Annotated in this window: 18 protein-coding genes; 7 read left to right on the top strand and 11 right to left on the bottom strand. The window is 57.5% G+C overall.

The genetic code is table 11. From position 1 onward, the window contains the following. Nucleotides 1-165: 165 nt before the first annotated feature. The 3 genes from AC13DJ_RS07900 to pedF all read right to left on the bottom strand — a co-directional run bounded on the left by AC13DJ_RS07900 (nucleotide 166) and on the right by pedF (nucleotide 3,543). Entirely contained in the window at nucleotides 166-1,941 is a 1,776-nt protein-coding gene (locus AC13DJ_RS07900; protein WP_482933578.1) for a PQQ-dependent methanol/ethanol family dehydrogenase, read from the bottom strand. Between the two features lie 145 nt (nucleotides 1,942-2,086). Further along, nucleotides 2,087-3,043, bottom strand: a complete 957-nt coding sequence (locus AC13DJ_RS07905; RefSeq protein WP_482933579.1) for a substrate-binding periplasmic protein — start codon at nucleotides 3,041-3,043, stop codon at nucleotides 2,087-2,089. 71 nt (nucleotides 3,044-3,114) lie between these two features. Then, on the bottom strand, nucleotides 3,115-3,543 hold the full coding sequence (gene pedF, locus AC13DJ_RS07910) for a cytochrome c-550 PedF (RefSeq protein ID WP_114334743.1): 429 nt from the start codon (nucleotides 3,541-3,543) through the stop codon (nucleotides 3,115-3,117). A gap of 361 nt (nucleotides 3,544-3,904) precedes the next feature. Between pedF and AC13DJ_RS07915 the strand changes: the two genes are divergently transcribed. Next, entirely contained in the window at nucleotides 3,905-5,752 is a 1,848-nt protein-coding gene (locus AC13DJ_RS07915) for a methanol/ethanol family PQQ-dependent dehydrogenase (RefSeq protein WP_482933580.1), read from the top strand. Between the two features lie 74 nt (nucleotides 5,753-5,826). Continuing rightward, a complete protein-coding gene (locus tag AC13DJ_RS07920; protein ID WP_482933581.1) occupies nucleotides 5,827-6,483 on the top strand; it encodes a pentapeptide repeat-containing protein in 657 nt (218 codons plus the stop codon). Nucleotides 6,484-6,510: 27 nt separating this feature from the next. On the opposite strand, the gene AC13DJ_RS07925 is transcribed toward AC13DJ_RS07920, so the two are convergent. Continuing rightward, complete coding sequence (locus AC13DJ_RS07925) at nucleotides 6,511-7,167, bottom strand: response regulator (protein ID WP_058341844.1); 657 nt, start codon at nucleotides 7,165-7,167, stop codon at nucleotides 6,511-6,513. A 3-nt stretch (nucleotides 7,168-7,170) separates the two neighbouring features. After that, a complete protein-coding gene (locus AC13DJ_RS07930; protein WP_482933582.1) occupies nucleotides 7,171-8,412 on the bottom strand; it encodes a sensor histidine kinase in 1,242 nt (413 codons plus the stop codon). A 163-nt stretch (nucleotides 8,413-8,575) separates the two neighbouring features. Between AC13DJ_RS07930 and AC13DJ_RS07935 the strand changes: the two genes are divergently transcribed. Genes AC13DJ_RS07935 through AC13DJ_RS07950 form a run of 4 tightly spaced genes read left to right on the top strand, consistent with a single transcriptional unit; the run spans nucleotide 8,576 to nucleotide 12,296 of the window. Next, on the top strand, nucleotides 8,576-9,763 hold the full coding sequence (locus AC13DJ_RS07935; RefSeq protein WP_247060371.1) for an ABC transporter substrate-binding protein: 1,188 nt from the start codon (nucleotides 8,576-8,578) through the stop codon (nucleotides 9,761-9,763). A gap of 40 nt (nucleotides 9,764-9,803) precedes the next feature. Next, entirely contained in the window at nucleotides 9,804-10,778 is a 975-nt protein-coding gene (locus AC13DJ_RS07940; protein WP_058341846.1) for a YVTN family beta-propeller repeat protein, read from the top strand. After that, the gene (locus tag AC13DJ_RS07945; RefSeq protein ID WP_114334590.1) at nucleotides 10,775-11,497 is read left to right on the top strand and encodes an ABC transporter ATP-binding protein; all 723 of its coding nucleotides are present in this window, start codon (nucleotides 10,775-10,777) and stop codon (nucleotides 11,495-11,497) included. Before AC13DJ_RS07940 ends, AC13DJ_RS07945 begins: the two co-directional genes overlap by 4 nt. Before the next feature lies 1 nt (nucleotide 11,498). After that, nucleotides 11,499-12,296: an ABC transporter permease gene (locus AC13DJ_RS07950; RefSeq protein ID WP_482933583.1), complete on the top strand. Its 798-nt coding sequence runs from the start codon at nucleotides 11,499-11,501 to the stop codon at nucleotides 12,294-12,296. Between the two features lie 15 nt (nucleotides 12,297-12,311). On the opposite strand, the gene AC13DJ_RS07955 is transcribed toward AC13DJ_RS07950, so the two are convergent. The 4 genes from AC13DJ_RS07955 to AC13DJ_RS07970 are packed head-to-tail and all read right to left on the bottom strand — an operon-like array spanning nucleotide 12,312 to nucleotide 15,160. Next, nucleotides 12,312-12,740 carry a tetratricopeptide repeat protein gene (locus tag AC13DJ_RS07955; RefSeq protein ID WP_286816414.1) on the bottom strand — a complete coding sequence of 143 codons (429 nt, stop codon included), beginning with the start codon at nucleotides 12,738-12,740 and terminating at the stop codon, nucleotides 12,312-12,314. A gap of 29 nt (nucleotides 12,741-12,769) precedes the next feature. Next, nucleotides 12,770-13,441, bottom strand: coding sequence for an ATP-binding cassette domain-containing protein (locus tag AC13DJ_RS07960; RefSeq protein ID WP_305896373.1), 672 nt, complete (start codon nucleotides 13,439-13,441; stop codon nucleotides 12,770-12,772). Then, nucleotides 13,434-14,210 (bottom strand): ABC transporter permease, encoded by a 777-nt coding sequence (locus AC13DJ_RS07965; protein WP_482933584.1) that lies wholly within the window; start codon nucleotides 14,208-14,210, stop codon nucleotides 13,434-13,436. The genes AC13DJ_RS07960 and AC13DJ_RS07965 overlap by 8 nt, the downstream gene beginning before the upstream one ends. After that, entirely contained in the window at nucleotides 14,207-15,160 is a 954-nt protein-coding gene (locus AC13DJ_RS07970; protein ID WP_482933585.1) for an ABC transporter substrate-binding protein, read from the bottom strand. The genes AC13DJ_RS07965 and AC13DJ_RS07970 overlap by 4 nt, the downstream gene beginning before the upstream one ends. Nucleotides 15,161-15,495: 335 nt before the next feature. Here AC13DJ_RS07970 and AC13DJ_RS07975 point away from each other — a divergent pair, with 335 nt between their 5' ends. Then, a complete protein-coding gene (locus AC13DJ_RS07975; protein WP_482933619.1) occupies nucleotides 15,496-16,173 on the top strand; it encodes a response regulator in 678 nt (225 codons plus the stop codon). Between the two features lie 19 nt (nucleotides 16,174-16,192). Here AC13DJ_RS07975 and AC13DJ_RS07980 read toward each other — a convergent pair whose 3' ends face one another. Further along, a complete protein-coding gene (locus tag AC13DJ_RS07980) occupies nucleotides 16,193-18,466 on the bottom strand; it encodes a hybrid sensor histidine kinase/response regulator (protein WP_482933586.1) in 2,274 nt (757 codons plus the stop codon). Continuing rightward, complete coding sequence (gene nosP / locus AC13DJ_RS07985; RefSeq protein ID WP_482933587.1) at nucleotides 18,441-19,601, bottom strand: nitric oxide-sensing protein NosP; 1,161 nt, start codon at nucleotides 19,599-19,601, stop codon at nucleotides 18,441-18,443. The genes AC13DJ_RS07980 and nosP overlap by 26 nt, the downstream gene beginning before the upstream one ends. Nucleotides 19,602-19,622: the final 21 nt, after the last annotated feature.

Here is a 19,622-nt window from a genome sequence, read left to right on the forward strand (position 1 = left end):
GGCCTTTCGCGTTTACGTATTCAATGTAGTCGCCACACGCTGATTCGTGAATGATTCGTTGGAGGGGAACCACTGGTACCTTGGTAGTAGAAGCCGGGGTGCCAGCAATCGCAAAGATAAAAAAAGGGCCACCCGCAGGCAGCCCGAAGAGACACTCAACTCAGCTTATTTAGCGGCAACACGATCCTTGGGCAGCTTGAACGTCCAGACCATACCACCCTGGTTGAAATCCTTGACCACCTTGGCCACTTCCCCGCCCCAAAGGGGTACAGCACCACCCCAGCCAGAGAGGACAGACACGTACTGTTCGCCATCCATGGTCCAGGTGACCGGTGTACCAACCACGCCTGAACCGGTATTGAACTTGTAGAGTTCTTCGCCGGTCTTCGCATCAAAGGCTTTCAGGTAGCCTTCCGGGGTTCCTGTGAACACCAGGTCTCCCGCAGTGGTCATTACGCCACCCCAAAGAGGGGCCGGGTTCTCGTAGCGCCAGACTTCCTCACCAGTTTTCGGATCCATGGCCCGGAGCACGCCGATATAGTCTTCATTCGCGGGCTTGATGGTGAAGCCAGCACCCATGAAAGCCGCGCCCTTCTTATAGGAAACTGGCTCGTTCCAGATGTCCATCGACCACTCGTTCGACGGTACGTAGAAGAGCTCGGTTTCCGGGCTGTAGGCCATGGGCATCCAGTTCTTGCCTCCCAGGAAGGCCGGTTGGGCCACAACCGTTTCACCCTTGCCTGCCTCAGAGTTCGAGGGGTCACCAGGGCGACCGTTTTCGGCAAAGATCGGCCGGCCGGTTTCCGGATCCAGGCCTTCAGCCCAGGTGATCTTGTCGACAAACGGGAAGCCGCGAATGAAATCACCGTTCTCGCGGTTAAGCACGTAGAAGAAGCCGTTACGGTCAGCAGTAGCCGCCGCTTTGATGGTCTTGCCGTTTTCCTTAAGATCAAACGAGATCAACTCGTTCACGCCATCGTAATCCCAGCCGTCATGGGGCGTGGTCTGGAAGTGCCACTTGATGCTGCCATCATCAGGATCAATGGCCAGGCGTGAAGACGAGAACAGATTGTCGCCCGGGCGCAGATGAGAGTTCCAGGGAGCCGGGTTGCCTGTGCCAAAGAACAGAGAGTCGGTCTCTTCATCGTAGGTGCCGCCCAGCCAGGTTGCAGCACCACCATTTTTCCACATATCGCCCGGCCAGGTCTGTCCGGCTTTACCACCAGAAATACCGCTCTCGATTTTCTTGCCGTCTTTGTAGACGTACCCCATGTGGCCTTCAACGGTCGGACGGGTCCACATCAGGTCACCAGTGTTAGCGTCGTAGGCCTCTACCTTACCCACAATACCGAATTCACCGCCGGATACGCCGGTGATCACTTTGCCCTTAACAATCAGTGGTGCAGCTGTGATGGCATAACCTGCCTGGTAATCAGCTACTTTCTTGATCCACATGGGCTTGCCGGTGTCTTTATTCAGCGCCACCAGCTTTGCGTCCAGGGTGCCGAAGATCACCTTGTCGTTATACAGCGCCACACCCCGGTTAACCACGTCGCAGCAAGGCATGATGCCATCCGGCAGCCGGGCATCGTACTGCCAGATTTCCTCACCGGTCTTCACATCAATGGCATAGACACGGGAATAGGAAGCCGTTACATACATCACGCCGTCCTTGATCATGGGCTGGGATTCCTGCCCCCTCATTTTCTCACCACCAAAGGCAAAGCCCCACACCGGCTGCAGGTGTTTTACATTGTCGGTATTCAGGTCCGTCAGCGGGCTGAAGCGCTGGCCCTGGAGGCCCATGCCATAGCTAACGATGTCGTCGGTGGTTTCGGCGTCTTTCAGAATATCTTCATCGGTTACCGCATGGGCCCCGCAGGATACGGCCAGTGCCAGTGCACTGGCGGCAATGCGAATCCCGAATTTGTTCGATCTCATGGTTGCGCTCTCCAAGTCTCTTGTTGTCAGTTTCGAGCCGAACCGGGAAGTTTTCCCGACCCTGCGTTGATTTTTCGCAAACCTCGCAAACTCAACAATTGCCCCCACGGACAGGTTTTCTCATCACTTGGTAGTAAGACCCGCCCTATTTCTGGCCTTCTGCCTGCGCAATGGCTTCCTCACTCAGGAAATCCCGGTAATAGCCCGGCACGCTGTAAGCAAGCTCCATTCCGGTGAAAGCCTCACTAAGGGTTCCCTCGGTAACCAGTCGATTAACAATTCCCTCAATGGCATAACCCAGCTGACGGTGGGTATGCTTGACCGCCATTCCCACATCCCAGACCTGCTTCATCAACCCCGGGAAACCATTCTGGGCCTGCATAAAGGCCTCATTCTCAGGCTTTGCCAGCTCATGGTGGATTTCTGCTCGCATCCCCATAACGGCACTGACCTCGCCATTGCGCATGGCTTCAAACGCTGCCCTGACGTTGGGGTAGTGGCGCACCTGGTTGCGCATTCGCCCCTGCAACGCGGAACTCAGATAGAAATCCGGCAAGGTATCAATCTCAACACCGATGGGGTGGTACTGGAACACCGCCACGGTATCGACGGTATCGAGCTTTTCCGGGTTATAGGCAATTTGCCAGGTTTCCTGCTGGTAGGGGCCGAACAGCACCACCTGCTCATTGATGTATTCACCGGTGGAATCCTGCATGTAGGCGTACTGCTTGTCGTAAGGCACCCGCATCATCACGTCCGCCAGCCGCTGCTTGTCCAGGTAGTGGCCTTTCCACACGTTGTTGCGCAGGTCATCTCCCAGCTCTTCGTCCGGGATGATCCAGTGCACTCGGAACTCGACACCCATTTCCTGTGCAATCAGCTTCCCTAGTTCCACATCAATACCCCGGGGCTGCCCATCCACCTCATAGGAGTAGGGAGGAAAGTCCCGATATACCCCCACTTTCAGGTAACCGGAATCCAGAACGATGTCGTAAGTGCGATCCGCCGGCCGGTTCAGCAGCTCGTTACCATCGTTAACCTCCTGGGCCACCACGGGCAGCGACAAGAGCACAGAGACCAGAAAGGATAGAATTGTTTTCATTATTGGTTCCCCCAACGACAGCGAGCCGGCACAGGGCCGGCTATGTTCAGAGCATCTGGACAATCATGGCGTTATTCAGGCTTGGGCAGAGACTCAACATAGGTCCGGATGGCCCACATTGCGTTCTGATCCAGGCTTTTCTTCCAGGACGGCATACCCCGGTCGGTACCGTTACGCACCCGGGTAATAAAGTACTCGTCATCCCACTCCGTCAGCTCCCGCAGGTCCGGCGTCAGCCCGCCCGACATGGCACGAATACCATGGCAACTGGCACAGTTGCCGGCATAGGCGCTTTCGCCCACTTTCACGGCTTCACTGTAGTACTCACTCAACTCATTTCCTTCACGGAACGGGTTCTCCATACGCACTTCGTCGCCAAGAGAAGGCAGGTTACCGGTGTTTACCGGCTGTGGTGTCACGTTGCCATGAGCCATGGCCAAACCGGCAGCACCTGCCAGCACGATGGCAATAAGCGGTCTGATTGAAATAGGCATTGTCATTGTTGCTACCTCTATTTGGTTGCCCCAGTGTTGGCTATTGGATTTGTCGGTTGCCAACTCACTGCCAGACAGTCTAAGAACCTGTACCGCTGTTCCGAATGCCACTTTGGGGTTTCCGGCTTAGTTCCTTGGTAGTACACGATCCGGGCGAAGGCGAAAGCACAAGGCAGCATCCTGAAACCGAAAATCCAGCCATTTTTCAGCAAGAAACCCATCATCCGGGAAATTTTCCCGATAATTTCTGACATTTTCCCGAACATCACCTGTCATTTTCCGTCGCCGGACTACCGGGCATTTGCCAATACTTGGAACGTCAGCGTTCTTAACGCGCTGCTCACAACAACAATCAAGGGGAAGGAATATGAATCGTCGACAACATCCACTGATCAGGGGCATCAGCCTGGCCCTGGCGATGGGGACTGCGGGCGCCTTAAGCATGACCACTCAGGCAAAAGAAGTGAGCTGGGAAGACATCGTAAACGACGCCGAAACCACCCAGGATGTTCTGGGTTATGGTATCGGCCCCAAGGCCCAGCGCTACAGCCCGATGACAACCATCAACAAGGACAATATCGAGAGGCTGGTTCCCGCCTGGTCATTCTCGTTCGGGGATGAAAAACAACGGGGCCAGGAGTCTCAGGCGCTGGTACACGACGGCGTGATCTACGTTACCGGCTCCTACTCCCGGCTGTATGCACTCGATGCAAAAACCGGGGAACGGCTATGGGAATACAACCATCGTCTGCCGGAAGGCATTCGGCCCTGCTGTGATGTGGTGAACCGCGGCGCTGCCATTTTTGGCGACAAGGTTTTCTTCGGCACTCTGGATGCGGGCATTGTGGCCCTGAATAAAGACACCGGGAAAATCGCCTGGCGCAAGAAGTTCGCTGACCACGAAGAAGGCTACACCATGACCGGCGCCCCGACGCTGGTGAAAGACCAGAAAACCGGAAAGGTTCTGCTGATCCACGGCTCTTCCGGAGACGAGTTCGGTGTGGTGGGCAAACTCTTCGCCCGGGATCCGGACACCGGTGAGGAAGTCTGGATGCGTCCCTTCGTTGAAGGCCATTACGGGCGCCTCAATGGCGAGAAAAGCACCCCCACCGGCGACCCCAGGGCTCCCAGCTGGCCGGATGACCCCAACAGCCCGACCGGCAAGGTAGAAGCCTGGAGCCACGGCGGCGGAGCGCCCTGGCAAAGCGCCAGTTTTGACCCGGAAACCAATACCATCATCATCGGTGCCGGCAACCCGGCCCCCTGGAATACCTGGGCCAGAACAGCGCCCGGTGGAGATCCGGCCGATTACGACAACCTATACACATCAGGACAGGTTGGCGTAGACCCAACCACCGGCGAGGTGAAATGGTTCTACCAGCATACCCCCAACGATGCCTGGGACTTCTCCGGTAACAACGAGTTGGTACTGTTTGAGTACACCGAAGGCGGAGAGCAGGTCAAAGCCACTGCCCACGCCGACCGCAACGGCTTTTTCTATGTGGTGGACCGCACCAACGGCGAATTTCTGAAAGGCTTTCCGTTTGTGGACAACATCACCTGGGCAAAGGGTATCGACAAGAACGGTCGCCCTATTGAAGTCAAAGGCCAGCGGCCACCCCCTGTTCCGGAAGGTGAAACCCGGGGCGAAGCCATTGAAGTATCACCGCCCTTCCTGGGCGGCAAGAACTGGAACCCGATGGCTTACAGCCAGGACACTGGCCTGTTCTACATTCCCGCCAACCACTGGAAAGAAGACTACTGGACTGAAGAAGTCACCTACAAGAAAGGGGCTGCTTATCTGGGCCAGGGTTTCCGCATCAAGCGCATGTACGATGACCACGTAGGCGTGTTGAGAGCGATGAACCCCCTCACTGGTGAGATCGAGTGGGAGCATAAAGAGAAGATGCCGTTATGGGCCGGTGTGCTCACGACCAAGGGTGGGCTTGTATTCACCGGGACTGGCGACGGTTTTCTCAAGGCCTTTGACGCCGAAACCGGAGAGGAGCTCTGGAAGTTCCAGACCGGCTCCGGAATCATTTCCCCACCCATCACCTGGGAAATGGATGGCGAGCAGTACATCGGTGTCACCTCCGGCTATGGCGGCGCTGTACCCCTTTGGGGCGGCGACATGGCTGAGCTGACCAAACCGATTTCCCAGGGCGGATCATTCTGGGTGTTCAAGCTGCCGTCATGGGCACAAGCTTCACGCTGAGCGCTGGCCTGTCAGGCCCGGCATTGCCGGGCCTTTTCATGCCAAAGAATGTCCATAAAAAAAGAGAGCCAGACATGAAATCATGGATCACAGCAACCCTCCTGACCTCGGCTGTTTTTCCTGCCATGGCCAACGATGACATGGCTCACCTGGACACTGTTCCGGTGATCAACGGTTGCAAACTGGAGGCAGAAACCGCTTGCCCGGGCGCTGACTTGGGAGCCGCAGACCTGTCAAACCTGAACCTTCGCGGCGCAGATTTGCGGGGATCAAACCTGACCGGTGCCACCCTCAACCACACAAACCTTCGGGGTGCCAACCTCACTGGTGCAAAACTGGACAATGCCACAGGCTACCGGCTACAGCTCTACCGGGCATCCCTGCGCGGCGCCAAGGTTCGTAATGCCACCCTGCCAGGCCTTCAAGGCGAATACCTGTTTGCCCAGGGAGCGGACTTCACCGGAACGGATATTTCCGGCGCCAACTTCGCCTTTTCCCGCTTTTCAGGAGCAACACTGGCCGATACCCGGGCACCGTTCAGCAGCTTTGAAATTGCCTGGTTGCCCAAAGCAAACCTGCAAGGAGCAGACCTGACCGGAGCAGACCTCCAGGAAGCCAAGTTCGGGCACGCCAACCTTGCCAAGGCCCGGTTATCCGGGGCAAGGATTCACTTTGCCACCTTTGAAGGCACGTTTATGGAAGGCTGCACAGACTGCCCCTTTGACTGGTAAGCGCACCCGGAGAGGGCGGGGTCCGGCTCAGGCATTGCCAGCATCAAGCCCCTGCCCGAAACGCACCAGCCCGGCATCAACGGCCAGGTGCACCAGTTCGATGGACGATTCCACCTGCAACTTGCTTTTCAGTAACGCCAGATGGTTGGAAACGGTTTTGCTGCTAACGCACAGGCGTTCCGCGATTCTGGCCACGGCATCACCACGGGCAAACATCAGCAACACTTCCATTTCGCGCTGGGTCATATCCCGCAGACGACGGTCCACAGGGCGTTCCCGGTTCAAGGCAAGCCGGGTCGCAATCGGATGTTCAATGTAGGGCTGGCCGGCGCCTACCCTTCGAACGGCATCAGCCAGTTCTTCCGGAGCACAGTTCTTCGACACAAACCCCATCGCGCCCACATCAAGCGCCTGCCGGACCATGGGTAGTTCGTCGTGCATGGTAAAAAACAGAATGGCCGCAGTCCGCCAGCGCTGGCGGATACGCCGAGCCACTTCAAGGCCGGAAATATCCGGCAGGCCCATGTCGAGCATCAGCACATCGGGTTGAATACTGCCATATCGGGCAACGGCATCCTGCCCGTTGTCCAGCTCAGTAATCGCGACTGCCGGCAACAGATTGCGCAGCAGGTTGGCGATACCCTGCCGGACAACCAGGTGATCATCCACAATCATCAGTTTCATTCGTTAACCTCCTGAACCGGCCGAAGGCGAACCCGCTCCCGCCGCCGGCATCGCCAGCAATACCCGGGTGCCCTCTCCCAGATGGCTGAACAGTTCCATCCGGCCACCCAGACAACGGGCCCGTTCGCGCATCGAACGCAACCCCAAACCGCGACAGCCCGACAGATCCCCGGTACCACGACCGTTATCGCAAACCACCACCTCCAGCGCTCCGTTTGACCGGGCAACTGTCAGTGATGCCTGTGTAGCCTTGGCATGTCGGGAAATGTTATTTAATGCTTCTTGCAAGAAACGGTAAAGGTGTGTCTGCTGCTCACCGGTCAGATCTGGCAAGCACTCATCCAGCTCTAACTGGCAGTTAAGGCCACTGAGTTGTTGCCACTGCTCGGCCAGGTGGCTTATGGCCGAGTTCAGTCCCAGCTGCTCCATCACCAACGGATGCAAGTCCTGCAACAGGTGCCGGAAGTGCTTTTGCACAGTTTCGCAATGATGCGCAAGTTCACTGGCCTGTTTTTTCTGTTCACTGTTCAGCGCCGGGTCGTACAGCCATGCCCTCGCCTGGGCGCGAATACCGGTCAGATACTGACCCAGGTCGTCATGCAGAACCCGGGCTATGTGTTCACGCTCCCGATCCTGGACCCGTAAAAGTTCCGTCATCAGCTCGCGCACCGTTTTCTGCTCCTGCTCCAGGGCAGCCGCCATGGTATTGAAGCGCGCCACCAGGTCGTTCACCTCCTGCAGATTCTGTGCACCCAGCCTCGATGCCAGCTGGCCCCGCTCAACACTCGCCATAGCCTCGCCAAGCTCCGCCAGGGGCCGCAATCCCTGCCGGATAGCCCAACCAAGGGCCACAAAGCAAAGAGTCATGCCAAGCAAAAAGGCCGCGGAGATCAGCACAAAGCTCTCCCAGATTTCTTCAATTTCGTCTGCAGGATCCAGCTGCCAGCCGTTCACCGCCTGAGCGGGAATGCCATCTGCCATCAGGCGATAAAACCAATCCGGCATTTCCCGTGTGGTACCCAAAACCGCCTCACCAACGGAAACCGGTCTGAGATGCCGCATTTCCGGTACCAGCTCCGGCGCCAGCTGCGTTGGTGCTGGAAGACTTGCGGCCAGCTCCATCACTGACCCAAGTTCCCGCCCAATATCTCCCCTCGCCTGAAGGGTGTAGAACACCCCGCCCACTGCATATACAAGCAGGAAAACGGCCAGCATCAGCAGGGAAAGTTTCCGGTAGGCGGTCATGTCGTTATCCATCTGGCGGTATTTAGAGGCCTTACCTACATGCTACGGCGCCCATTTTTTGCAGGAATAGTTCTTTAGTACCGGCACATTCCTACTTTCTGAATATTTCCGGGAGGATTTCCCTTCCATAAGCTGGAAGGACAATAAAAATCCGGAGAATGCCATGACCCTCTCCATCAGACAGACCCTGATGACAGCCGTTACCCGATGCACGCTGATCGGCGCCTTAGCAACAGCCACACCCGCGTTTGCCCTGGATATTCGTATCGGTTACCTGCAGTTCGTACCCGATCAGGGGCCGGTACTTTCCAATGTCATCCCGGAACCGGAAGATGCCGGTTTGAGAGGTACTGAGCTTGCCCTGGCAGACAACAACACCTCCGGCAAATTTCTGGGGCAGAACTATCTTCTGGAAACCCGTGTGACGGATTCTGAAGAGACTGCCCTGGCCGCCTTTACCGAACTGCAGGACGCCGGTATCGACCTGATCATTACCCGGATTCCCGGCCAAACCCTCCGCAAGGTTGTCGAAAGTGCCGACGACAAAACACTGCTGTTTAATGCCGGTGCCCGGGACAATGCCCTGAGGACCGCCAGCTGCCACGCTAACCTGTTACACACCATACCCAGCCACGCCATGCTGACGGATGCCCTGGGGCAGTGGCTGAAGCAACGCCGCTGGCAGGAGTTGTTTCTGATAACCGGCCCGACACCAGAAGACAAAGCCTGGGCCGAGGCCTTCCGCCGCACCAGCAAGCGTTTTGGATTAGACATCGTTGAAGATAAGCCCTGGACCTTCGATGCGGATCTGCGCCGGACCGCTTCAAAGGAACTGCCCCTGTTTACCCAGGGCGACGACTACGACGCGGTAGTCGTTGCCGATGTCCGGGGTGACTTTGGTGAATATGTGCCGTTCAACACCTGGCTGCCGCGCCCGGTGGTGGGAACCCAGGGCATGACACCGGTTGCCTGGCACCGGGTGGTGGAAAGCTGGGGCGCTGCCCAGCTTCAGAACCGGTTCCGGGAACTGTCAGGCCGAAACATGAACAGCGAAGACTACGCGGCCTGGGCTGCAGTGCGAGCCATCGGCACCGCAGTGACAGCCATCAGCGAAGGGGATGCGCCTGCCATCAGAGACTTCCTGTTCAGCGACAAATTTGACCTTGCCGGCTTCAAGGGCCGGAAGCTCACCTTCCGGGACTGGAATGGCCAACTCCGTCAGCCGATTCCGCTGGTGCATCCCAGAGGCCTGGTTGCGCAGGCACCGTTTGAAGGCTTCCTGCATCCCGAAAGCGAGATGGACACTCTCGGTTACGACAAGCCGGAAAGTAAATGCCGAATCAACAACTGACCGCCGAGGCGGCAGTACTCAAAACAAGAAGGAGTTACCCATGAGAACCCTGTTCAAGCAAACGGCACTGGCTGCCATGATTGGCCTTTCCACGCCCGCACTGGCCAGCCTGGCCTATGTCTCCAATGAGAAGGACAACACGCTTTCCATCATCGATACCGAAACCCAGGAAGTGGTCGAAACCATCGATGTTGGCCAGCGCCCCCGGGGCATTCTGCTGTCCAAGGACTACACCAAGCTCTACATCTGCGCCAGCGATGACGATACCGTACAGGTTTTTGACCTGGCCACCCGCAAGATTGTTGACACTTTGCCCTCAGGGGAGGATCCGGAGCAGTTTTCCCTGCACCCTAACAACAAACATTTGTACATCGCCAACGAAGATGATGCGATCGTGACCGTGGTGGATGTTGAGACCAAGGAGGTCCTGGCCCAGATTGATGTGGGTATCGAACCCGAAGGCATGGCGGTGAGCCCGGATGGTAAGTGGGCAGTAAACACCTCCGAAACTACCAGCATGCTGCACTGGATCAACACCGAAACCTTCGAGATCGAGAAAAACATCGTTGTTGGCCAGCGCCCGCGCCATGTCGAGTTCAGCAAGGACAGTAAAATCGCCTGGGCCTCTGCTGAAATCGGCGGTACCGTCCACATCATTGATGTAGACAACCTGGAGCAGGTCCACGAGATGTCATTCAAGGTACCCGGCGTTAGCCCGGATCGGGTCCAGCCGGTGGGTATCGAGCTGACCTCTGATGGCAAATATGCCTTCGTGGCCCTGGGCCCCTCAAACCATGTGGCGGTCGTAGACGCCCAGTCCTACGAAGTACTGGACTATCTTCTGGTAGGTAGCCGCGTTTGGCAGTTGGACCTGGATAAAGACGAAAAGCACCTTTACACCACCAACGGGGTCTCCGGTGACGTGTCCGTGATTGATGTGGAAGACCTGAAGGTGATCAAGTCCATCAAGGTAGGCCGCTACCCCTGGGGTGTGGTCATCGACCCGACTTCATGACCATCGAAGCGAGCAACCTCAGCTTTCGTTACGGCGACAAGCCGGTGCTCCGGGAGGTCAGCTTTGCGCTGACCTCTGGCCGCTTCCACGCCTTGCTCGGACCCAACGGTGCCGGCAAATCAACCCTGTTCGGGCTGCTCACACGGCTACTAGCCCTGCAGCAGGGCGATATCTTCATGGCCGGGCAGTCTCTGAAAAAGCAGCCTGCCGATGCCATGCGCCAGATCGGCGTGGTGTTCCAGCAGAACGCCCTGGACCTGGATCTGACCGTCCGCCAGAACCTGCAGTACCACGCCGCGCTGCATGGCCTTTCCCGCAAGGAAGCCAGGGCTCGGGGTGACCGGGAGCTGGAACGCTTCAGCCTGCTGGACCGGGCCAACGATGCCGTCCGCCAGCTCAACGGCGGCCACCGACGGCGGGTGGAAATTGCCCGCGCCTTGCTGCATGAACCCTCGCTGTTGTTGCTCGACGAACCCACGGTGGGCCTTGACGTGGCCAGCCGAAAAGCGCTCAACGAACACGTAAGAACCCTATGCAAGGAAGACGACCTGACCGTGCTCTGGGCTACCCACCTGATTGAGGAAGTCCGTGCGGAAGACCGGGTCCTGATCCTGCACCAGGGCCAGTTGCTGGCTGACGGTAAAGGCCAGGCCATCTGCGAAGCCGCCGGCACCCGGGACCTGGCCGAAACCTTCCATTCCCTGACCGGAGCCGGCTGATATGAAAGCAGCTCACTACTGGCATTGTTTCGTAGGCATCCAGACACGAGAATGGTTGCGGTTCTGGCAGCAGCGCACCCGCTTCGCCAGCGCCCTGGTCCGGCCACTGCTCTGGCTGGTGGTATTCGCTGCCGGGTTCCGGGCGGTACTGGGCATTTCCATCATCCCGCCCTATCAGACCTACATCACCTACGAGACCTACATTGCCCCCGGGCTGTGCGGCATGATCATCCTGTTCAACAGCATGCAGGGCGCCTTGTCCATGGTCTACGACCGGGAATTGGGCAGTATGCGTGTGTTGCTGATGAGTCCCCTGCCCCGGCCCTTCCTGCTGGTGACCAAACTGCTGGCCATGGGTGTGGTGTCCATCGGCCAGGTGTATGTGTTCCTGCTGCTGGCACTGCTGATGGATGTAGAGCCACCGCTCTGGGGCTACCTGGCCGTATTGCCAGCGTTGATTCTTACCAGCCTGATGCTGGGCGCGTTGGGGCTATTGATCGCCACATGGATCAAACAGTTGGAGAACTTTGCAGGGGTGATGAACTTCGTAATCTTCCCGATGTTCTTCATGTCCTCGGCGCTCTATCCGCTCTGGCGCATGAACGAAGCCAGTCCCTGGCTGTACTGGATCTGCCAGTTCAATCCGTTTACCCACGCCGTTGAAGCGATACGATTCTCACTGTATCTGGAATGGAATCCGGTGGCCTATGGCATTACAGCAACGGTGACTGTCGTCTTATCCCTGCTCGCGACGGCCGGGTTTAAACCTCAGCGCACCAGGATACTGGCAAACTCATAACCCGGGAGATCAGCGTTACTCATCAGATTCCAATGCTGCCTTTGCTCGCCAAAAATCGGCCAAGATCGGGTCTGCTTCGGTGCCTATGCCCTGAGCATAAGCTTGTGCCACTGCATGCATACATAGTCTGTCGCCGGCTTTTGCACCTTTCAAATACCACTCGAATGCCTTGGCATCACTTTGCTCCACACCCAAACCATTCGCGTACATATTCGCCAGATTGTAGATTCCCTGGTGGCTTCCCGATTCTGCAAGCGTCTGGTAGCGCTCGAAAGCCAGATCATACTGGCCCATCTTATAAACAGCATAGGCCTCAAGCACTTGAACCATCTCGCGAGCCACGCCCATTTGCTGTTCCGATTCGTCTGCATACAGGGCAAACGAAGGCAACAGCCAAAAACTCACGGCCATGACTGTCAATTTTCTAGCGTATTGGAGTTTCATAAATGCCTCCGGGGGTTTAAAAGGTTTCACTACGACGCACCCTCTGATTCGCCACGAAGCCGCCGGAGCACCCCCCCAATCAACCCCGACACACCAACATGATTATCCCATCGCAACCGAGCCGGCTTGCCGTCTAGATACCAAAGCCGGTTCGCCAAAATTTCCACATCCTGGCCATCGTGCGTCACACAGATCATGGCCATATCTGGATGGTCGTCCAGAATGCTGGCGATCAATAGTTTCAGGTCGCTGGCCATCACCGGATCCAGAGAGGCAAAGGGCTCATCAAGCAGCAGCAGATCCGGTTTTACTGCCAGGCAGCGTGCGAGGGCTGCTCGTCGGGCCATGCCAAGTGACAGCTGGTCGGGCAAATAACTGGCATAGTCCTGCAGTCCAACGTCAGTCAGAAGTTTCTGAGCTTCTGCCTCGCTGGCACCCACAAGTTTTAGGTTGGCCATCAAGGTCCGCCAAGGTAGCAACCGATGTTCCTGAAACAGATAGCCGATCCGCAGCTTTTCTCTTCCAACAACAGCAGGACCTTGCAACGACTGATCGAGTCCGGCGATGGCGTTTAGCAAGGTCGTTTTGCCAATGCCTGAAGGACCAAGGAGGCAAATGCGGTCACCGCGGTTGATGGTAGAGAACACCTCCCCAAGCACCGGCAAGCCAAAACTGCGACCCTCTATTCTCAGCTCAAGCATGTGCCACCTCCGGCTGACGCCAACGGCTGGCGCGGCGTTCGAGGGGCTGGAGAATGGCCAGCTCAATGAGTTGAACCACAACGATAAAGGCCAGGCTGTAGGCAAGAATGGCGGCCACGTCGAAAACCTGAAACGCCATATGTAATTGGAAGCCAACGCCGCTGGAACGGCCGAGCAGCTCTACCACAAGGACAATTTTCCAGATCAGGGCCAGGCCGCCTCTTGTAGCCGCCATGAGATAGGGAAACAGCTGGGGTACCCAGACTTCCCGCAATCGTTGCCATCGGGTGAACTCGTAAACGGTGGCCATTTCCTCGAGCCTATAGTCCAGGCTACGGGCACCTTCCCGGACAGTAACCGCCACGTTGGGCACTTTGTTGATCACAACTGCCATCACCGCAGCCACTTCCACCAGGCCGAACCAGACATACATGAGGATGATGGTGACCAGGGCCGGCAGGTTCAGCAAAAGCACCAGCAAGGGATCGAAAAGGGCATTGGTGGTTGGCGAACGGCCCATGACGATGCCGATGGCTGTACCGATGATCATGGCCAGAATAAAGGCGACCACCACACGCCCGAGGGTCGCGCCCAGATGATGCCAGAGCTCGCCGGTGGCCGATTCACTAATCAGGGTGTCGAGCACGTTCAGAGGCGTCGGCAAGAGGGGCGACTGAAGCAGCCAGGCAATGAGCCCCCAGAGCAGGACAAACGACGGCAGGACTACCCAGTAGCTCCACAGCGGCGGCCGGCCGGCTTGGCCTTTCACGGCTGCCTCTGGTAAAACAGATGGGCCGACATAAGGTTGTCCGGGTCGGCGCCGGTGAGGGTCATCAAACGCTGTAGGTCAGCGATTCTCTGGTCCGTTTGCGGCGCAGGCGTCCCGGCGACAAAGCCCTCTCGCAGTGCTGCGAAAACACTGTCGTCCGGATCTCCCATGAGAGGACGCAAGCGCTGCCAGTAGGATGTACTCTCCGCCAGCTCGGCTTTGGCCTGTTGCAGGGAAGCTGCAAACCGATCCATCAGCGGGTCATTGTCTCGCGCCCAGAGCTCTGGAAAGACATAACCAAGCACCGGCAGGTTGCGATCCAGGTCCAGCTCAGTGAGCAGGTCAGCCATACCAAACGCCGATCGCCAGCCGCCCTCGCCCCTCAGGCGGGCCGCAAAATGCCAGTAGGTAACGATAACATCCACCTGCCCGCGCTTTAGCGCCTGGCTCAACAGAGGCGGGGCTGCGAACTGAAGTTCGGCGGATTCCTCCAGATTGATTCCCTGGCGCTGAGCCACCTTCTTGAGCAGTATCCAGCCCTTACTATCCGGCCCGCCCGCAATACCAATGCGCTTGCCGGCCAGATCCGCCACCGAGCGAATCGGAGAGTTGTCAGCGACGACGATATCGCCAATCTGGGAGGAGAACGGCACGTACAGGTAGGGCGTGCCGGCCTCGAATCGTAACTGTGCCCACAGCAGATCGGCCACAGCGCCGTGCACCGAACCGCTGGTGACCGCCAGCCTGGAGGCCGGCAGGTTGGCAACCGGTTTCAACTCCAGCCGATAGCCATATTCCCGGTCCAGCTCCCGATGCAGGAGATGGTCGAGCTCCCAGTGGGCGGTGCCAAACTGCAACACGCTGACAGACAGCACGGGCAGGTCAGGCGCTCCTTCCCGGGCATGGACACTGCCTGCAAGACTCAAAAGAAAACATAGCAGTGCGGCCATTGCCTGTTTGATCCATGGATCAGCAAGAGAGAATGCGGAGACGGTCGTTATTGTTGGTTGTAGGCTCATTACTACACGATACGAAGCCCGCAGCCCGGCAAGAATAGTACTTTGGTGCCTGTTTTTTGGTGCGATGGTCGCATTCAACCCAAGGCCAATATGGCGTGTAATGAGATCATCACAATAATAAACAGAAGGCGATCGCACCCATGCAGACACCTTCTGCACAGGAGGCCGCCATGTTAACCGAGCTTGATGTCGCACTCTCGTCGGAAAAACGCTATGATGAATCCGACACCACTACCGAAGACGACAATAAACAGGCAGAAACATCCATGGAGGCGGCGTACAAGATTCTGATTGCCGACGACCACCCGCTGTTCCGGGAAGCCATCAGCAGCGTTATCGCCTCCGGTTTCGAAGGCAGTGAAATCATCGAAACCGATGACCTGGACAGCGCTCTGGAAATCACCCGCGAGAATGACGACCTGGACCTGATCCTGCTGGACCTGAATATGCCCGGCATGCACGGGCTCAACGGCCTGATTACCCTGCGTAACGAAGCACCCACCATTCCCGTAGTGATTGTCTCTGCCGAGGAAGACAAACAGATAGTGCTGCAGGCGATCACCTATGGCGCGGTAGGGTTTATCACCAAGTCCTCACCCCGGGCCCAGATGACTGAGGCCATCCAGCAGATACTGAACGGCAATGTTTACCTGCCATCAGACATTATCCGCACCAGTAAAGAAAGCTCCCACCGGCGTACTCGAAGCGATGAGAACCTGATTTCGCCGGAACTACTGAACTCTCTCACCAGGCGCCAGTTGTTGGTGCTGGAACGTATGACCAAGGGTGAATCCAACAAGCAAATTGCCTACAACCTCAACATCGCAGAAACCACGGTCAAGGCCCACGTCTCCGCGATCCTGAGAAAGCTCGGTGTTCACAACCGGGTACAGGCTATCCTATCGGCTGGGGATGTGGACTTCAGTCAATATCTCAAACGCTGAACGCAGCCGGCATCAGCACTCAGCAACGCATTACGTGATTGAGTACACTCCTGAGCTTAAGCGGTTTGACCGGTTTGTTCATCAACAGGTAACCAAGCTCCCGGATATGCTGTTTCAGTTCATTGGTGTAGTTGGCGGTGATCATCAGGACCGGCGCTGGCTGTGAGCGCTGAGCATTGATCACTGCCACCGCGTCGACGCCATTTTCATCATTATCCAGGTGATAATCCGCCAGTATCAGATCTACCGGAGCCCTTGCCACATCTACCTGCCCTGCCAGGCCCTCGGCAGAAACGGCTGTGGTGACCCGGCAACCCCAGCCTTCCAGCAAGGTCTTCATCCCCTGGCAGATAGCCAGATCATTATCTATCACCCACACCCGGGCGCCTTTCAAACCACTATCGAGCATCGGCAGGTGAGGCCCTCGGGGTGCCGGTTGGGCTGGCTGAAGTTCTCCGAGGGGCACCCGGACGCTGAATACGGAGCCTTTTCCCTCAACAGATGATACCGAGACCTCATGGCCCAACATCCGGGCAATCTTGTCAACGATAGCCAGGCCCAGGCCCAGCCCTTTGTCTGCCTGGGCACCCTTGGGGCGAATCCGTTTAACCTCCTGAAAGATTTCGGTGAGCTTGTCTGCCGGAATACCTGGCCCGGTGTCCCAGACCTGCAGCAACACGTGGTCATGCTCGCGACGGCAACCAAGCAGAATCCGGCCCTGGCCGGTATAACGAATGGCATTGGTCAGGAAGTTTCGCAGTATCCGCGCCAGCAACTGTGAATCCGACTGAACCACTGCAGAGCAGGGCACGAAATCCAGCCGCTGCCCTTCAGCCAGGGCCATCTGCCGGAACTCCCGGGCGATGTTATTGAGCAGATCCCGGAGATCAAAGGCGGTCACGTCCGGAGTGATCACTCCGGCATCCAGCTTGGAAATATCCACCAGTGTGCCCAGCAGATTCTCTACATCATCCAACGAAGTACTGACCGAACGCACAAGGCTCTCGGCCTTGGGCCCGAAGCTCTGCTCAAGTAATGCACTGGTGAACAAGCGTGCGGCATTAAGCGGCTGCAGCAGATCGTGACTGACAGCAGCCAGGAATTTGGTTTTGGACAGGTTGGCCTGTTCAGCCTCCTGCTTCGCTTCCCGGAGACGGGCTTCCACTGCAGAACGTTCCGAAATTTCCTGCCGGAGTTGCTGGTTCAGGCCTGTCAAGGCGGCGGTGCGCTCTCGCACCCGGTGCTCCAGATCGTCGTAGGCCTGCTCCAGCGCAATCGCGGTCTTGCGCCTTTCAGTGATGTCTCGGATCAGAACAAAAAAGCCGGTCACCTCGCCGGTTTCATCCCTGTTGGGCACATAGGAACGCAACATGTACCGCTGTTCACCGTGCTCGCCGGTTTCCTCGAACTCAAAGTTCACACTGTGCCCGTCCAGTACTTCCAGTATCTGGGGCAGCAGACGCTGGTAGAACTCATCGGAATGCACTTGCTCCAGACGCTTGCCCAGTGGCGACACACCATTACGGCCATACCACGCCTGATAAACCTTGTTGCAGAACTGGACGGTGAGGTCTGCCCCTACATAGGCAATCAACGCCGGCACATGGTCGGTGACGACCCGGATCCAGCGCTCGCTTTCTTCCAGCGCCTTGATGCGACGGGCCATTTCACTGTTCTTGACGTCGGTAATATCGGAGTAGAGCACCACCTGACCACCCTCACGGGTGGTACGCTCGGTCATTTGTACCCAGCGGCCGTTAGAGAGTAGGAACACTGTTCCTTCGGCGTCTTCGTGACTGTGCTCTTCAACCACCAGGCCGGAACTCAGGGCCAGGGCTTTCACCGCTTCAATGGGCGTGCCTGCTTGGGGTACCGGCACCCCCGCGTGGCGCCAGTAGCTCCGGAACCGGCTATTGGTCTGGATGAGGCAGTGGTCGCGGTCAAACAGCACGAAACCATCGGCAATGCTCTCAATGGCATCGTTCAGGCGCTGGCGCGAGGTCTCCGCCTCTTCCCGGGCACGCATCAGGGCTTTGTTACTGGCCTTGAGTTCTTCCATGGTCAGGTTCAGGGCTTCCGTGCGCTCACGGACCTGCTCAGCCAGTATCACCGAGTGTTCGAACGCCGCGTAGGGCTCCGGCTTGTGGGCAGAGCCAGACTCCACCCGAACAATCAGCGCGTCCCGGATGTCACTCAGGCGCCGGTTTTCAGCCTCCAGCTCTGCAATGCGTTGGTCCTTGGCGGACTCGCCGGAAGATTCGGGGAGATCAGGTACTGAACTCAGGCTGGCCAATGACCACCCCCGTAAAGGTCTGATTAATGTGCATGCCGTTGAATTGCTCCCCATAGGTGTTGAACCCCACCACACGGTGTGCTTTGAGGAATTCGGAAACGGCGTCACTTTGGCCGGTCAGCTCGGCTTCGAGCCGGCGTAAAAAGCAGTCGCACCCCAGTGTCACCAGCGGTGTACCGACCACCCGCTCGGAGGCTTCAATCTGGGTTCGTACACTGTCCAGGAGCGAACCCGGCGCCATGGCGGTCATCACAATGCCAGTCTCCACTGCGCAATAGAACGTGAGACTGCGATCAGGATTGACTCTCTGGATAGAGCGAACGAAATAGTTCCCTCCCACTCGAACGCCCAGGGGCCGCAGGGCAAACACCTTGCGGTCCAGTTCATCCAGCGATACGCCCACCGCCCGCGCATAAACGTCGGCCGCAGGCTCTGCATTCAACTCATAGACGGTTCTGCTTTGCGGGCAGGCCCGGGTAACCACCAGTTTTTCATCCAGCGGTTCCATGTGGTGGGTCGAGAACACCCGGAAATCCAGCGGGGTATTGACCAGCATGACGGTGGCCGCCCCGCAGTGAAATTCCCCATCGTAATAAACGTGGGTATCGGCCAGGCGTTCGTCGTCCCCCGCAGAACCACCAAACTGAGGGATGGTGCCTAAAGCCGCATTGAGGGTCACCAGCACCAGCTCTTCCCGGCTGGAAAGCCCGTCCAGTAAGGTAATCGCGAAAGTATTACCCTTGACCGGCGCCAGGTTGGCATCCCGGCAGGTGGCCAGCATCTGGTCAATGACACCCTGGGCGTCCTGCAAGGTGAATCGGTCCAGCTGCCGAATCAAAGCACAATCGATAGCGAAGTAGCGGGCATCAAACCCGATGGCGCTGATGCAGCCCCGGTCGTATCCCTGCTCGGTAATCTCACCGGCCGAGGTGCAACCGTAGACACGCACACCAGAGAAGGCTTTTTGCAGAGCCGGGCCCAGTTTCTGCAGGTCGTACTCAACAGAACAGAAGAACAGCACGCAACCCAGGTTGTCGTGCACAAGCTGCCTGGCAAGCTCTGCGGCGGCCAGCTCGGGCTTGCGGACGCTGGAACTGGCGACTCGCACTGCAGGTAACTGACTGACTGGCTTCATCGGTAGCCTGCTCGGAATGCG

Source organism: Marinobacter sp. L-46 (genome assembly GCF_056859535.1).

Excerpts from the sequence above, each read along its gene's own strand:
- AC13DJ_RS07900 (WP_482933578.1), bottom strand. The coding sequence starts at position 1,941 with ATGAGATCGAACAAATTCGGGATTCGCATTGCCGCCAGTGCACTGGCA.
- AC13DJ_RS07905 (WP_482933579.1), bottom strand. The coding sequence starts at position 3,043 with ATGAAAACAATTCTATCCTTTCTGGTCTCTGTGCTCTTGTCGCTGCCC.
- pedF (WP_114334743.1), bottom strand. The coding sequence starts at position 3,543 with ATGACAATGCCTATTTCAATCAGACCGCTTATTGCCATCGTGCTGGCA.
- AC13DJ_RS07915 (WP_482933580.1), top strand. The coding sequence starts at position 3,905 with ATGAATCGTCGACAACATCCACTGATCAGGGGCATCAGCCTGGCCCTG.
- AC13DJ_RS07920 (WP_482933581.1), top strand. The coding sequence starts at position 5,827 with ATGAAATCATGGATCACAGCAACCCTCCTGACCTCGGCTGTTTTTCCT.
- AC13DJ_RS07925 (WP_058341844.1), bottom strand. The coding sequence starts at position 7,167 with ATGAAACTGATGATTGTGGATGATCACCTGGTTGTCCGGCAGGGTATC.
- AC13DJ_RS07930 (WP_482933582.1), bottom strand. The coding sequence starts at position 8,412 with ATGACCGCCTACCGGAAACTTTCCCTGCTGATGCTGGCCGTTTTCCTG.
- AC13DJ_RS07935 (WP_247060371.1), top strand. The coding sequence starts at position 8,576 with ATGACCCTCTCCATCAGACAGACCCTGATGACAGCCGTTACCCGATGC.
- AC13DJ_RS07940 (WP_058341846.1), top strand. The coding sequence starts at position 9,804 with ATGAGAACCCTGTTCAAGCAAACGGCACTGGCTGCCATGATTGGCCTT.
- AC13DJ_RS07945 (WP_114334590.1), top strand. The coding sequence starts at position 10,775 with ATGACCATCGAAGCGAGCAACCTCAGCTTTCGTTACGGCGACAAGCCG.
- AC13DJ_RS07950 (WP_482933583.1), top strand. The coding sequence starts at position 11,499 with ATGAAAGCAGCTCACTACTGGCATTGTTTCGTAGGCATCCAGACACGA.
- AC13DJ_RS07955 (WP_286816414.1), bottom strand. The coding sequence starts at position 12,740 with ATGAAACTCCAATACGCTAGAAAATTGACAGTCATGGCCGTGAGTTTT.
- AC13DJ_RS07960 (WP_305896373.1), bottom strand. The coding sequence starts at position 13,441 with ATGCTTGAGCTGAGAATAGAGGGTCGCAGTTTTGGCTTGCCGGTGCTT.
- AC13DJ_RS07970 (WP_482933585.1), bottom strand. The coding sequence starts at position 15,160 with ATGGCCGCACTGCTATGTTTTCTTTTGAGTCTTGCAGGCAGTGTCCAT.
- AC13DJ_RS07975 (WP_482933619.1), top strand. The coding sequence starts at position 15,496 with ATGGAGGCGGCGTACAAGATTCTGATTGCCGACGACCACCCGCTGTTC.
- nosP (WP_482933587.1), bottom strand. The coding sequence starts at position 19,601 with ATGAAGCCAGTCAGTCAGTTACCTGCAGTGCGAGTCGCCAGTTCCAGC.